We start from the raw sequence: 14,614 nt of genomic DNA, 5'->3' as shown, positions 1-14,614 counted from the left end.
CAAAGATAAACTCGCATGTGGCCTGAAATTTGAAGAAGTATTAAACTTTCATGGTGGCTATCAGTGCAAGATGTTTTTCATATTCTGCTTTAAATGGTCGGGATAATAAACGTCGATTCTTGTCCCAGCCAGCCATGAAAAGAAAACTTTGTATCAGTTCAGGGAAGAAGATTGCTTAAAAAAGAAGCAATTTTGAAATAATTGCAGGCTTTGTGATCTGACAAAGATAGACGCGCTCATAAAAGCACGTTAGGGTATGTAAAACCGTTTTACATAACTAAATAATTGGTAGGTTCAACGTACCTATGGGGCAGATAAGAAAAGTTAAAGTATCCACCGGGATCGAATGGGTTGAAGTGCCCGAGGCCGGTGTTTTCATGTTATGTGGCTGTCCGCCCGACAGCGTAAAACATTTGATGAAATGCGGATTGATTGTCCCAACGGAACGGGACGGATGGTCGTTTGAAACCGGTCCTAATGTGATTTTATTATCCGATGTGATCCTGCAAAATGGTAGCTTTACCAATATGGCCGAATTTCCGGTTCTGCAGATGTTGTATCGCCAAGGCACATTGATCCCGAACCACCCTAATAATACGGGTGCAAAACCGATGTTGGTCGGTGCACAGGATCAGATTGATGCACAGATGGAATATATCTATCGCGGAAATTATGGTCTAGTGAACGAGCAAGAACTGATCAAGGGCGGTGCCACCCCAGACGATGCCAAAGACATGATGCGCATGAAATTGCGCTTTGCTTTTGGGGCGATCCATCATCCCAGTGCGTTGCTTGATCATCGGGTGGTTAAGGAAGAAGCTGTTGAAATTAAAAACAGTGTTTTCGTGAAACGCCTGTCCTTAAACAAATTCGAAGTCAGCTATGAAGACGAAAGCGTTCAGGTTGACCTAAATCTGGATGCGGATGCCCATTATGTACCGTCCTATCCGCTGAATTATCACGAGATTGCCCGCGATAGCTTTTCTGTCATTCATTCCGGGGACGGGGATGGCTGGGATGTTAATCGTCCGACCATGTCCAGTGTCATTATGTATCAGGGGAAAATCTATCTGGTGGATGCCGGACCAAATGTGCGGGTGACGTTGCAGGCCCTTGGGATCGGGATTAGTGAAGTGGACGGGATTTTTCATACCCATTCCCATGATGATCATTTTGCCGGATTACCCGCCTTTATTCGATCTGATCGCAAAATTAATTATTATGCGGCGCCTTATGTGCGCGCTTCTGTGGCGAAAAAATTATCGGCCCTGCTGTCGATTGATGAAAGCCGATTTGAAGATTTCTTCAATATTCACGATTTAAAAGTGGATGAATGGAATGATATCGAAGGATTGGAAGTGCGCCCGCGCATGTCGCCTCATCCGGTTGAAACCGCCATTCTTCAATTCCGCGCCTTGGGGCCAGAAGGATATAAAACATACGGGCATTATGCCGATATTGTGTCCTTGCAGGTTCTGAAGGATATGATCAACGAAGACGAAAAAGTCCCCGGTGTGTCGCAAGCCTTTTTTGATCGGGTTAAAGGGCATTATCTGGAAGAAATGGATGTCAAAAAAATTGATATCGGCGGTGGATTGATCCACGGGGAGTCAGATGATTTCAGGGACGATCCGTCCGGTAAAATTATTTTGTCCCATACGGCCCGCCCCTTAACGGTTGATCAACGCGAAATCGGGTCCGGTGCACCGTTCGGAACAAGTGATGTGTTGATCCCGTCTTTTCAGGATAACACTCGACGCTATGCCTATGCCTATTTGCGCAATTATTTCCCGACTGTGCCGACCCATGCATTGCGCACGTTGATGAATTCCACCTTGATGACATTCAACCCGGAAACCATTCTGTTTAAAGAAGGGGAAAAGGTTGATAATATTTATTTATTGCTGACCGGTGCGGTGGAGATGATTAAAACATCCAGCAATTTGCATGCACTGGCGTCAGCTGGGTCACTGGTTGGGGAAATTGCCGCCATTCATCAATTGCCCCTGATGGAAACCTACCGCGCGACGACTTTTGTACGCGCCATGAAAATTCCGGCGACACTTTATCGTAATATCGTTGAAAAATATCAGCTGTTTGAAGATATCCTGCGCTTGATGGAAGGCCGTGAATTCTTACAAAACACACGTATCTTTGGCGAGGCCCTGTCTTACAGCACGCAAAACCGGATTGCGGACGAGATGGTGGGGCATCATCTTTGTGCCGGTGATGAGTATGCGCCGCTTAAAAAAGAAGGGCTTGCGATTGTCAAAGAAGGCACCGCGCGTCTTTATTGCGGGAAGCGTTTTATTGAAGAAATTAGGCGGGGCGATATTTTTGCAGAAGACAGTGTTGTCGGTAATCGCCGCAGCAAACATCATATCGAGATAGACGACAGTTTTGAATTTTGTACGATCTCGGCGGCCATTTTACAGGATATCCCGATTGTGCAATGGAAGCTGATTGAAAGTTTCGAGCGCCGCCGCCATATCGCCATGTCTTAGCTCTGTCGGGCGAAGGCGTCGAACAGGGCTTTGGCTTTGGTCAAGGTTTCTTCATATTCGTCATGGGGGGAAGAATCAGCAACAATGCCGCCGCCCACCTGAAGACAGACGGTTTTGTTTTTAAACAAAACGGTGCGGATGACGATGTTGGTATCCATACTGCCGTCAAATCCGATATAGCCGATGGCCCCGCAATAAACCCCGCGTGGGCAGCGTTCCAGCTCGGAAATGATTTCCATTGCGCGCACTTTGGGGGCACCGGTAATGGACCCGCCGGGAAAAGCAGCACATAACAGGTCAATCCCATCATAGGTGTCTTCCAGTTCCCCGGTGATGGTGGACACAAGGTGATGCACACTGGCAAAAGAATGAACCGTGCACAGTTCGGGGACATGTACGCTATGGGGTTTGCAAACCCGTGACAGGTCATTGCGCAACAAATCGACAATCATGGTGTTTTCGGCACGGTCTTTTTCGCTGTTTGCCAGTTCCGTTGCGTGGGCTTGATCTTGTGTCGCATCCGGGTGGCGCGCCCGTGTTCCTTTAATCGGGCGTGTTTCTACATGTGTGCCGTCCAGTTTTAAGAAACGTTCCGGGGATGAGGATGCAATGCAGAAATCCCCGAAATTCAGATAAGCCGAAAACAGGGCCGGGTTAATTTTGCGTAAGTTCAGATAAAATGCAAATGGGTCGATATCGTCAGGTCGTTCCCCTTTGAAACGCTGTGTCAGATTGGCCTGAAAAATGTCCCCGGCATGGATGTAATCAATGACAGACTGCACAGCCGCAATATATTCGTCTTTTTGAAAATCGGACTTCCAGTCTAAGGAGCAAGGTTTAAAAGTGGGAAGGGGGAGGCAATTCTCCAACAATTGAGATTTGAGCCAATAAGCACGATCTTCATTGAAGAGGGAGAATATCCACGCCTGTTTTAAATGATGGTCAAAGGCAGCAATCACATCGTAAAAACCAAGGCAAATATCGGGAACGCTTAAATCGTCTTTGGCTTGAGACGGAATTCTTTCAATTTGATGAAGAAGTTCATAACCGAAATAGCCGACAACACCGCCTTGAAACGGGGGCAGGTTCGGATGTCTTTCAAACGAATAAGACGCGAGTTTTTCTTTTAGTTTTGCAAAACTGTTTTGATTGTCCGTAAAGGTTTCAAACGGGTCGATGGCGATAAAACTGTAACGCCCCTGTTCAATATCGAACAGGGTGGAATCCAGCAATTGCGCAAAAGGCTTGTGTGCGTGCGGGGCAAACAGGATTGCGGGATCGCCGTAAGGGATCTCTATATAAAAGGGTCGTTTCATAAATCGCTTCTTACACGAAAGCGACTTGGCTTGTCGAGAAGAGTCAGTTATGAAAGGGGCCGACCTGTTTTTATGCGAAGGAAAAACCGATGCCCAAGCAATTTCGTTGTCATTTGTTCTGGTGTGGACATGAACGCGACGACCCGACAAAGCCGTCTTGTGCAAAACGCGGATCAATGGATATCGGGATGAAATTAAAACAGGCCATGCGCGATCGGGGTTTGCGCGAAGAAGTCGCCGTGACCAAGTCCGGTTGCCTCGGTCAATGCAGTGTCGGCCCGGCTATGATCGTTTACCCTGAAGGTGTCTGGTACAGCGTCCCGACCTTTGAAGACGCAATGGAAATTCTGGATAGCCATCTGGAAAAAGGCGAGATCGTCGAACGTCTGGTGATCAGGGATTAAGTTGCTTAATCTTCCCACTGGATCCCTGTTTGCACGGGGATGACAGGGAGGGACGAAATATTACAAAAACATGTCATTCCCGCGAAAGCGGGAACCCAGTTTAAAAAAAAATGCTCTGTTCCTTTCCTAATTTTGCGAAAGGAGGCAAGAGCGATGAAATCGGGTTATGTTTATATTCTAGCCAGCCGGCGCAATGGCACTTTGTATATAGGTGTTACGGGTGATCTGGAACGTCGTATAAGTGAACATCAAAATGGCGTAATTCATGGGTTCACCAAGCAACATGGTGTTAAATATTTGGTCTATTGCGAGGAATTTTCGGCGATTGATCAAGCGCTTGCACGGGAAAAAGCAATTAAAAAATGGCGGCGAGTTTGGAAGTTGGAATTGATCGAAAGCAATAACCCAAATTGGCTTGATCTTATGACGGGGTTCCCGCTTTCGCGGGAATGACAGGATGTTTTGTGATCCTCGTTACCTTTGTCATTCCCGTGAAAACGGGGACCCAGTGGTGTCCGTTTGTGCATATATGATTTTCTTATGCGGTGACGATCAAATCGGCGTTCAAGATTTCATCGACAACCTTATCCCATTCTTCAGTGCTGAGGGGCTTGTTCAGATCAATCACGGGGGCGTTTGCGGCTTCAATCACGATGTCGGCATCTTCAAACAGGCCGGTGTTTAAGGTCAGGATCTTCATTTTAAAAACTCACCACTCTGTCGGCTTTGGCGATTAAGGCACCGAGGTTCTGACACGGTGTTGTGTCGGGTATACCGGGGATCAGGCTTTGGGGTTTAATCTCGGCCAATTCAAACATTTCATGATTTTCCACTTTACCATTTATGGCCAAGGGCGCTTCTTTCATAAAGACGAAATCCACGCTGTTGTTGCGGATGGTTAAACCGGCGGCGACCCGAATGGCTTCGCGCACATCACGGCGCGCGAGTACAAGGATATGTTTGCTCATAGACTGATCACCTTGTCGGCCTTGGCGACCAGCCCGCTGTGATGAAACTGACTGCCGAGATCGACGGGGCAATCAAGGCCGTCCATATGATCTTTCCACGCCTCGGCGCAGACCACGGCCTCAATACAGTTTGAGGCAACAAGATCGCCAAAGGCCTCGTCTTTTAAGGTTTTGACGCCTTGTCCGGTGAAAAAGCATCCCCAGTCGAGGTCAGCACGCACGCAAGCCTCGCCCAATGGGGCAGCGATTGTGGCAGCATCGGCACTTGAAATTACGAGCAGCAGGTCCATTGTCTTTTAAATCGTTTTCGGTTAGTGTGCGCCGCCTTGATAGCACTATTCACACCAAAGGGGAACCGTATGAAAGTCGATGATTTCGACTTTGACCTGCCGCGCGACTCAATTGCGCAGCGTCCAGTCAGCCCGCGCGATGCGTCCAAACTCTTGCGCATCGATGCGGATTTAAGCGACCATATCTTTAAAGACCTTCCCGATTTATTGCGCGAAGGCGATCTTTTGGTGATCAATAATACCCGCGTGATCCCGGCGCGCCTGAAAGGCAAGCGTGGTGAGGCCAACGTGGAAGTCACCCTGCATAAACATGAAGGCGATGGCACATGGATTGCCTTTGCCAAGGGTGCGAAGAAACTGAAACCGGGTCAAGTGATTACGTTTGATGACGATTTTAGCGCAGATGTGGTGGCAAAAGACGGCGGCGAAGTGACCTTGAAATTCAACTGTGCCGGTGCGGCCTTGATGGAAGCCCTGGAAGCCCACGGCGGCATGCCGCTGCCGCCATATATCAAGCGTGAAGGTTTGGCGGACGAACGTGATAAATCCGATTACCAGACCATTTTTGCCAAGGAAGAAGGTGCGGTTGCGGCGCCAACCGCCGGATTGCATTTTACCCCGGATCTGTTTGAAAAATTGGAGGCGAAAGGCGTGCAAAAAGCTTACGTGACTTTGCATGTCGGTGCCGGAACGTTTTTACCGGTTAAAGTGGATGATGTGAAAGACCACAAAATGCATGCCGAATTTGGTGTTGTCCCACAGGAAACGGTCGATTTGGTCAATCAGACACGCGCCAAAGGGGGGCGGGTGATTGCGGTTGGGACGACATCCTTGCGCCTGTTGGAAAGTGCGGCCCCTGAAGTTGGCAAACTGGCTGCATTCGAAGGGGATACCGATATTTTCATTACACCGGGATATGAATTTAAGATCGTTGATATGCTGACGACGAATTTCCATTTACCGCGCTCGACCCTTTTTATGCTGGTCAGTGCCTTTGCCGGGTTTGAGCGGATGAAAAAAGCCTATTCTTATGCGATTGAAAAAGGCTATCGTTTTTATTCTTATGGCGATGGTTCATTGTTGAGCCGCCATGACCAAATTGGTGATTGATAGATGACGGATACATTTAAGTTTGAATTGCTGGGCACCGATGGCAAAGCCCGTCGCGGGCGTGTTCATACAGCACATGGTGCAATTAACACGCCGGCCTTTATGCCGGTGGGCACGGCGGCAACTGTAAAGGCAATGATGCCGGAATCGGTGGCTGAAACAGGGGCGGAAATCCTGTTGGGCAATACCTATCATTTGATGTTGCGCCCGGGTGCCGAGCGCATTGAAAAACTGGGTGGCCTGCACAAATTTATGAATTGGGATAAACCGATTTTGACGGACAGTGGCGGTTTTCAGGTGATGAGTTTGGCGCAGCTTCGTAAAATCACGGAAGACGGTGTTCGTTTTCGTTCCCATATCGATGGGGCCTATTACGATCTGACACCGGAAAGTTCAACGGAAATTCAGCGCCAGCTTGATGCCGATATCACCATGTGTTTTGATGAATGTCCGGCCCTGCCCGCCCCGAAAGAACGGGTGAACGAGGCCATGCAGTTGTCTATGCGCTGGGCGCGGCGTTCGCGTGAAGCCTTTACCCATCGTCCCGGTTATGGTCAGTTTGGGATTGTACAGGGCGGTACGGAAAAAGATTTACGTGAAGAGTCCGTTGAAAAACTGACCGAGATCGGGTTTGAAGGTTACGCCATTGGCGGTTTGGCCGTGGGGGAAGGGCAGGAATTGATGTTTTCCACCCTTGATTTCACCACCCCTGTGATGCCGACGGATAAGCCACGCTACCTGATGGGCGTGGGCAAGCCGGATGATTTAGTCGGGGCGGTTGCACGCGGTGTCGATATGTTTGACTGTGTGTTACCAAGCCGATCCGGGCGCACGGCAGAAGCTTGGACGCGGCGCGGTTCTGTCAATCTGCGCAATGCACGCCATAAAGATGACCCACGTCCCTTGGATGAGAACTGCACCTGTCCGTGTTGTAAAAATTATTCGCGTGCCTATCTGTACCACCTGACCAAAACCAAAGAAATTTTGGGCTTGATGCTGCTGACATGGCACAATTTGCATTACTATCAGGAATTGATGGCAGGCATGCGCACCGCCATTGAAGAAGAAACATTTGATAAATTTGTCGTCGATTTCCATGCGTTGCGTGAACAAGGCGATATTGAGGCCTTACTATGAGTGATCAAACCATCTACGCAAACTTGCAACAACTCGGTTCGTCGACCGAGACACCAACCAACCCGGATGAAGCCAAGCTGGAAGCGGTGAAAAACCCGCACCCGGGCACAGATTATCTGGTGCGTTTTACCTGCCCTGAATTTACATCACTTTGCCCGGTGACGGGACAACCGGATTTTGCCCATATTGTTATTGACTATATTCCCGAAGATTTGCTGGTGGAAAGCAAGTCCCTGAAAGTCTTTTTGACATCGTTCAGAAATCACGGTGATTTTCATGAAGCCTGTACGGTCGGGATTGCCAAACGTCTGGTTGATCTGTTGAAGCCAAAATGGTTGCGTATCGGTGGTTATTGGTACCCGCGCGGTGGCATTCCGATTGATGTTTTTTGGCAAACAGGCGAAGCCCCCAAAGGGGTCTGGATACCGGATCAAGATGTGCCCGGTTATCGTGGGCGAGGATAATAGGAAATTTATTTTATGTTGAAGCTTTTTTATCTGCCGGATACGGCCTCACTCGCCCCGCACATTATTTTGAACCGTTTAGGCGTTGCCCATGAATTGATCCAGATGGGCAAGGATGACGGCAGCCTTGCGGGCGAAGACTATCTGAAGATCAATCCTAATCGACGTGTGCCAACTTTGATTGATGGCGATCTGGTGTTGTTTGAATCGGCTGCAATTTGCCTGCATTTGGCTGATAGTGATCCCGATAGTGGCCTGATGCCGCCCTTAGGCAGTGCGAAACGGGCAACGGCTTATAAATGGCTGATCTTTATGACCAATTCCATTCAGGCCGATATGATGCTCTATTTTTATAAAGAACGTTTTTCAAAGACAGCGCAAGGGGCGGAAGAAGTCCGCGATGTTGCCATTGAACGTGTCAGTACATTTATGAGCCGTCTTGACGATGCTCTGTCGGATGGACGCCCGTTTTTATGCGGCGGACAGAAAACCATCGTGGAAGATTATCTTCTGATGCTGGGGCGCTGGTATGTGCAGATGGGGCAGGAAGAACAGCTCAAATCTATGGCCCATCTTTATGCGTTGCTCTGCGTTTTAGAAGACGATCATTTTGTCCAGCAAACTTATGATGGGGAAGGTTGCCAGCCCCTGTTTCGGTGCTAAAATTCGACACAAACCTTACCGAAGTGCTGACCGCTTTCCAGATATTTAAACGCGCTCGGCACTTCTTTAAACTTGAAGGTTTGATCAATGATCGGCTTGATATTGTGCTTTTCCATAAAAGTCATCATACGTTCAAAGGCGGTTTTTGACCCAACGGTCACCCCTTGAATTCGGATATTGCGCATCAAGATCATCGGCAAGGGGATGCTGGATGTATTGGCCCCTGTTAAGACACCGATCAGGCTGATATGCCCGCCGATCCGTGTGGCACGAATGGATTGTTCCAACGTTTGTGCCCCACCCAGTTCGATAATGTGATCAGCGCCTTCGGACCAGACTTTCTTGACTTCTTGGCGCCAAACAGGATGGTCGTAATAATTGACCGTGTAATCAGCGCCCAATTCTTTGGCGCGTTCCAGTTTTTTGTCACTGGATGATGTGATCAGAACTTGTGCGCCAGCCGCCTTGGCAAACAACAGGGCAAACAAGGCAACACCACCTGTGCCTTGAATAACCACGCAATCACTGGACGACAGCGCCGATTGTTCAAACAGGGCACTCCAGGCGGTCACGGCTGCGCATGGTAAGCTGGCGGCTTCAAGGTCGCTGAGGTAACCCGGGATGGGGACACAGGCGTTTTCACTGACGACCATATATTCACTGAGGGTTCCGTCATAGGCCCCGCCCAAGGCCTGCGGGATAACCGAGGGACGCGCCGGGCCATCTGTCCAATCAGGGAAAAAGATCGGACAGACACGGGCACCAACTTCGAACTTGTTGGCGTTTGGTCCACATTCCACAACATATCCTGCCCCGTCGGAACAGGGGATCAAAGGGGTTTTTACCGTTTTACCATAAGCGCCTGCGACCGTCACAAGATCACGGTAGTTTAAGGAGGCAGCCGTCATTTTGACAAGGACTTGTCCGGGATTTAACTTTGGTGCGGGAATATCGACAAGATTTAAATTCTCAAGACCGAATGTCTTCTCGATTTGCCACGCTTTCATAAAAATTCTCTCTTTGTTGGACGGTTCAAAAAACTGCCTTGATTTAAACATGATTTGGCATAAATGTTGAAGCGTTCGTTTCAAGAAAATGGAAAGAAAATGATTAAACTGGTTGGCCTTAAAAATTGCGATACATGCCGTAAGGCAAAGAAATGGCTGGAAAATGAAGGGATTTCTTTTCAGTTCCACGATGTACGACAAGATGGTCTTGATCAAGATGATGTCACTGCATGGGCCGCGCAATTGGGATGGGAAGTGTTGTTGAACAAGCGTGGTACAACGTGGCGTAATCTGCCGGAAGATCAAAAAAAGGATGTGGATGAGATCAAGGCCATTGCCTTGATCCTTGAAAATCCGGCATTAATGAAACGTCCGATTTTCGTTTGTGAAAACGAAATTCTGCTGGGTTTCAAGCAGGAACAAATCAACGAACTTCAAAAATACAAATAATTAAATTATGTTAGGTTAGGGAATAAAAAATGTCCAATCTCACTGGCGCACAGCTTTTGGTCGAACAGCTTTCTTTGCATGGTTCCGATAAAATCTTTGGCGTCCCCGGCGAAAGCTATCTGGCGGTACTCGATGCCCTTTATGATGCCGATGGTCTGGATTTTATCACGTGCCGTCAGGAAGGCGGGGCAGCCATGATGGCGGAAGCTTACGGCAAACAAACCGGAAAACCCGGGATTTGTATGGTGACGCGCGGCCCCGGTGCGACCAACGCATCTGCTGGTGTGCATGTGGCCTTTCAGGATTCCACGCCGATGATCCTGTTTATCGGGCAAGTGGCCCGCGACATGATGGACCGGGAAGCGTTTCAGGAAATTGATTATCGCCGCATGTTCGGTCAAATGGCAAAATGGGTGGCCCAAATTGATGATGCGGACCGTATCCCTGAATATATCGCGCGTGCTTATCAAACGGCGGTGTCGGGTCGCCCCGGTCCCGTGGTACTGGCGTTACCGGAAGATATGCTGAGTGGCCCGGCAAAACGGGGACCGGACCTTGCCCCTTATTGTGTGCCACAATCCTACCCCGCGCCGCAGGATATGGATCGTATGAAAGATATGTTGGCGACTGCGCAAAAGCCACTTCTAATCGTTGGTGGCGGGGGATGGTCCCGATCGGTTCAGGCTGATCTTGAGGCTTTTTGTCAACGTGAAAAATTACCTGTTGCGGCCTCTTTTCGCTGTCAGGATTATATAAATAACGATCTGACCTGTTATGCGGGCCATGTTGGGATCGGGATTGATCCAAATTTGGCAAAATCCATTAATGACAGTGATTTGCTGATTGTGCTGGGCGCGCGCTTGGGGGAAATGACGACCAATGGTTACGAAGTTGTACGCCCGCCAAAAACCAGGCAAAAATTAATCCATATCTATCCGCAGGCAGAAGAACTGGGCCGTGTCTACCAGCCTGATCTGGCGATTGTTGCGACCATGTCTTCTTTTGTGAAGGCTTTGTCTGATTGTGCGTTTGATCAGCAGTCCATATGGTCGCCTTGGCAATCTGCATTACGTGCGAATTACGAAAAATTCAGTACACCGCTTGCCCATCGCGGCGATGTTCAAATGTGCGATGTGGTTGCCCATATCCGTCAACAGCTTCCCGATAATACCACCATCACAAATGGGGCGGGAAATTATGCCATCTGGACCCATCGTTTTTTTGCCTATCGCGAATATGGCAACCAGCTTGCACCGACTTGTGGTTCTATGGGCTACGGTTTGCCGGCGGCGATTGCGGCGGCGACCCTTGATCCTGAAAAACCGGTTGTCTGCATGGCGGGGGATGGTTGTTTTATGATGACCTGTCAGGAATTTGCAACGGCCGTTCAATATGGATTGAAGCTGATTGTTATTGTGGTCAATAATGGCAAATACGGCACAATCCGCATGCATCAGGAAAAACGTTTTCCGGCGAGAATATCGGGAACGACTCTGCAAAATCCGGATTTTGCCGCAATGGCAACGGCCTTTGGTGGATTCGGAGTCCGGGTGGAAAGGAACGAGGATTTTGCTACTGCATTTGAAGGTGCTCGAAATTTTGAAGGTCCGTCATTGATCGAAATTATTATTGATAATCAAGTAATTACACCTTCTCAAGTAATTGATGACCTGCGCTGTTAGCCCATAGGTTGATACTTATCGTTTTGAATAAAGCCATCTAAGCTCAAACAAATGCGTTTGAGGCTTCCGGGAATGCCTTTTTCATCATAATTGTTTGCATTCTATCGTATTTTATAGTCAGGCAAATATGTCGTCCTGGAGAGGGTGTCTCCATGACGCTGACTGACATGGAGATTTACGATGGCTGACGATAATGTCAAAAAACCGGAAGACCAAGATGGTTCTGGCAATGATTCCGGCGTGAAAACCGGTTCACAAGAAGATGCAACGGTTTTTGATGAACTGACCTCGCTTCAGGATGTTGAGGATATAAACCTCGGCGGCCAGATGCAGGGCAAGGAAAACGCCGAAAGCGGAGCTGTCTATCAGGAAGACATGGGCTACATGGCCTCTGTCCACCAAGGCGGCTTCTCAACTGAACAGGATGTCATCGAAGGTATTCTTCCCGAAGAAGATGAGGCCTTCAAAAGCGACGAAGGCATCTATATCGACGATGAAGACACTTTGCGTGACCTGGGGAACGATGAGGATGGCCCCCGTGAGCGCCGCGAGCTTGGGCAAAGACGTGAAGAAGTTGAGGATGATGAACAGGTCAGAGAGCCGCGTGAACGCGCGGAAGCACCTGAGTTAGCCCCCGCAGACCCGAATGCCATTGACGGTTCTGTTGACACCCTCGATGTATTTGCCGCACCCATCGAAGATGACTTGATTGTTGAAGAAGAAGAAGAAACCCCGCTGATTGAAGAAGAGGAAATTATTGAGGAAGAACCGATTTCTCTATCAGACGATTTCCTCGACAGCATTATTACCTATGAACAGGACCCCGATGATCCCAATGGACAACCCGGTCCAGACAAACCGATCATTATCCGCGAAGAAGATATCATCAAAGCCATCGGTCCATTTGACGATATCGATATTAACGCTTTCTATGAAAATACCAGTTCTTATTTGGGCGATGGTTCCAATGGAACGGAAGATGCTGCCCAAACTTTGGCCGCAGGCATCAAAGAAGGCAATGAAGAAGGCGATGGTCGAATCGTTCTGGAATATGACGCTAACGGCTTGCGGGTTTGGAAAATTTATACAGGCTTTGAGCAACAAGATAGTGATATCGGCCTGAATGTAACGATCACACGCAATGGTCAAACAGCCAGTGCATCGGACACTTTCTCTTGGGATGTGGATAACACGCTTGAGGACAATACGGAAACGGTTGATTGGAACCAGACTGTTAATATCGATGTTCTAGGCAACGATACGCTTTATGATAATAACATCGATTTCGCCAATGGCGCCAAAGCAGATGCCGGTGTCATTACCAAGATTAATGGTGAAGATGCCGAAGTTGGTAAGCCGATTGAGCTGATTGTCGATGGCACCAAAGTCGCGACTTTGACCCTGAATGAAAACGGTACGATCAATTATGATCCCGAGGTTCGCGCGGAAGCCAGTTATTCGTTTGAATATGAAGTCACCGATGATAACGGCGAAACGAAAACAGCCAGTGTCACGGTTGATGTGGATGGCAATGCGGCACCGGATGTCCGCGCAACGCATTTGCCTGATGGTACAGAATATAAAGAATATACGCTGACCAAAGAACAGTTGCTCGCCAAGGCTACGGACGCGGATGGCGATACACTTAGTATCACGTCTGTCACCGGACGTGATGATGTGACCATCGTGGATAATGGCGATGGCACCTGGACAATTACGTCTGATGAAGAAGGTCTGGAGGCCATCACCTTCACCGTGTCTGATGGTATTGAAGAAACAACTCAGACGACCACAATCAACTTTGCCGATGTGGATAATAGTGCAACGGACGATGCAGCAACTTTGGCGGAAGATGGCTCCAAAACCATCAATGTCCTATCCAATGATGACATTAATGATGGGGGTGTTCTAAGTGGCGTGACTCAGCCAGCCAACGGCGAAGTCACATTTGCATCTGATGGGATGGTGACTTACACACCGAACCCGGATTTTCATGGAACGGAAACCTTCACCTATACGCTGAGGGATGAAGATGGCGAGACGGTCACCGCAACGGTGACCATGACGGTGAGCCCGGAAAATGATATTCCGGTTCTAAATGCTATTCATTTACCGGATGGAACGGAATATCAGGAATATACTGTTACCGAAGAACAACTTCTTGCCGCTGCCTCCGATGTGGATGGCGATGCGTTAAGCATTACCGGTGTGTCTGGCAGTTCTCATCTTGCAGTAACCGATAACCACGATGGTACCTGGACGATCATTTCTGATGAAGAGGGTTTAGAAGCAATCACCTTCACCGTGTCCGATGGCACGGCAGAAGTCACCCAAACAACCGCGATTAACTTTGCCGATGTGGACAACACGGCCAATGATGATGCGGCGAGTGTTGCAGAAGACGGCTCCAAAACCATCAATGTTCTGTCCAATGACCAGATTGTGGATGGTGGCGAGCTGACCTCTGTCACCCAGCCGGAAAACGGTGTGGTGACCTTTAACGCCGATGGCACGGTGACCTATCAACCCCATGATGATTTCAACGGCAGCGATAGCTTTACCTATACGGTGACGGATGAAGACGGTGAAACTGTCACCGCCACCGTGACCATGACGGTG

At 48.8% G+C, this 14,614-nt stretch carries 15 protein-coding genes; 10 read left to right on the top strand and 5 right to left on the bottom strand.

The features are described 5' to 3' along the window. Positions 1–305: 305 nt before the first annotated feature. Positions 306–2,504, top strand: a complete 2,199-nt coding sequence (locus IEW74_RS15225) for a cyclic nucleotide-binding domain-containing protein (protein ID WP_188666715.1) — start codon at positions 306–308, stop codon at positions 2,502–2,504. Here the strand turns inward: IEW74_RS15225 and pabB are convergent. Then, entirely contained in the window at positions 2,501–3,820 is a 1,320-nt protein-coding gene (pabB, locus tag IEW74_RS15220) for an aminodeoxychorismate synthase component I (protein WP_188666714.1), read from the bottom strand. The two genes, IEW74_RS15225 and pabB, sit on opposite strands and share 4 nt — an antisense overlap. Positions 3,821–3,909: 89 nt before the next feature. On the opposite strand from pabB, the gene IEW74_RS15215 reads away from it, so the two are divergent. Together IEW74_RS15215 and IEW74_RS15210 are read left to right on the top strand one after the other, a co-directional pair. Next, a complete protein-coding gene (locus IEW74_RS15215) occupies positions 3,910–4,224 on the top strand; it encodes a (2Fe-2S) ferredoxin domain-containing protein (protein ID WP_188666713.1) in 315 nt (104 codons plus the stop codon). Between the two features lie 153 nt (positions 4,225–4,377). Further along, a complete protein-coding gene (locus IEW74_RS15210; RefSeq protein WP_188666712.1) occupies positions 4,378–4,677 on the top strand; it encodes a GIY-YIG nuclease family protein in 300 nt (99 codons plus the stop codon). An 85-nt stretch (positions 4,678–4,762) separates the two neighbouring features. Here IEW74_RS15210 and IEW74_RS15205 read toward each other — a convergent pair whose 3' ends face one another. The 3 genes from IEW74_RS15205 to IEW74_RS15195 are packed head-to-tail and all read right to left on the bottom strand — an operon-like array spanning position 4,763 to position 5,482. Continuing rightward, positions 4,763–4,924, bottom strand: coding sequence for a hypothetical protein (locus IEW74_RS15205; RefSeq protein WP_188666711.1), 162 nt, complete (start codon positions 4,922–4,924; stop codon positions 4,763–4,765). Between the two features lies 1 nt (position 4,925). Next, the gene (locus tag IEW74_RS15200) at positions 4,926–5,192 is read right to left on the bottom strand and encodes a hypothetical protein (protein ID WP_188666710.1); all 267 of its coding nucleotides are present in this window, start codon (positions 5,190–5,192) and stop codon (positions 4,926–4,928) included. Continuing rightward, on the bottom strand, positions 5,189–5,482 hold the full coding sequence (locus IEW74_RS15195; protein ID WP_188666709.1) for a hypothetical protein: 294 nt from the start codon (positions 5,480–5,482) through the stop codon (positions 5,189–5,191). The genes IEW74_RS15200 and IEW74_RS15195 overlap by 4 nt, the downstream gene beginning before the upstream one ends. Positions 5,483–5,551: 69 nt before the next feature. Here IEW74_RS15195 and queA point away from each other — a divergent pair, with 69 nt between their 5' ends. The 4 genes from queA to IEW74_RS15175 are packed head-to-tail and all read left to right on the top strand — an operon-like array spanning position 5,552 to position 8,856. Beyond that, on the top strand, positions 5,552–6,592 hold the full coding sequence (gene queA, locus IEW74_RS15190; protein WP_188666708.1) for a tRNA preQ1(34) S-adenosylmethionine ribosyltransferase-isomerase QueA: 1,041 nt from the start codon (positions 5,552–5,554) through the stop codon (positions 6,590–6,592). 3 nt (positions 6,593–6,595) lie between these two features. Beyond that, the gene (tgt, locus tag IEW74_RS15185; RefSeq protein WP_188666707.1) at positions 6,596–7,729 is read left to right on the top strand and encodes a tRNA guanosine(34) transglycosylase Tgt; all 1,134 of its coding nucleotides are present in this window, start codon (positions 6,596–6,598) and stop codon (positions 7,727–7,729) included. Beyond that, on the top strand, positions 7,726–8,193 hold the full coding sequence (gene queF, locus IEW74_RS15180) for a preQ(1) synthase (RefSeq protein WP_188666705.1): 468 nt from the start codon (positions 7,726–7,728) through the stop codon (positions 8,191–8,193). The genes tgt and queF overlap by 4 nt, the downstream gene beginning before the upstream one ends. 15 nt (positions 8,194–8,208) lie before the next feature. After that, a complete protein-coding gene (locus IEW74_RS15175; protein WP_188666704.1) occupies positions 8,209–8,856 on the top strand; it encodes a glutathione S-transferase family protein in 648 nt (215 codons plus the stop codon). Here IEW74_RS15175 and IEW74_RS15170 read toward each other — a convergent pair. Then, entirely contained in the window at positions 8,853–9,863 is a 1,011-nt protein-coding gene (locus IEW74_RS15170) for a zinc-dependent alcohol dehydrogenase family protein (protein ID WP_188666703.1), read from the bottom strand. The genes IEW74_RS15175 and IEW74_RS15170 overlap by 4 nt on opposite strands. 99 nt (positions 9,864–9,962) lie before the next feature. Here IEW74_RS15170 and IEW74_RS15165 point away from each other — a divergent pair, with 99 nt between their 5' ends. From IEW74_RS15165 to IEW74_RS15155, 3 genes are all read left to right on the top strand, one after another. Continuing rightward, a complete protein-coding gene (locus tag IEW74_RS15165; protein WP_188666702.1) occupies positions 9,963–10,313 on the top strand; it encodes an ArsC family reductase in 351 nt (116 codons plus the stop codon). A 29-nt stretch (positions 10,314–10,342) separates the two neighbouring features. Next, positions 10,343–11,995 carry a thiamine pyrophosphate-binding protein gene (locus IEW74_RS15160; RefSeq protein ID WP_188666701.1) on the top strand — a complete coding sequence of 551 codons (1,653 nt, stop codon included), beginning with the start codon at positions 10,343–10,345 and terminating at the stop codon, positions 11,993–11,995. Positions 11,996–12,175: 180 nt separating this feature from the next. Beyond that, on the top strand, positions 12,176–14,614 hold a 2,439-nt coding region (locus tag IEW74_RS15155), incomplete at its 3' end, for a cadherin-like domain-containing protein (RefSeq protein ID WP_188666700.1).

Source organism: Terasakiella brassicae, assembly GCF_014641495.1.
Classification (GTDB): domain Bacteria; phylum Pseudomonadota; class Alphaproteobacteria; order Rhodospirillales; family Terasakiellaceae; genus Terasakiella; species Terasakiella brassicae.
Note: the sequence above shows the minus strand (reverse complement) of the source record. Positions and strands in the feature narration are given on the sequence as shown.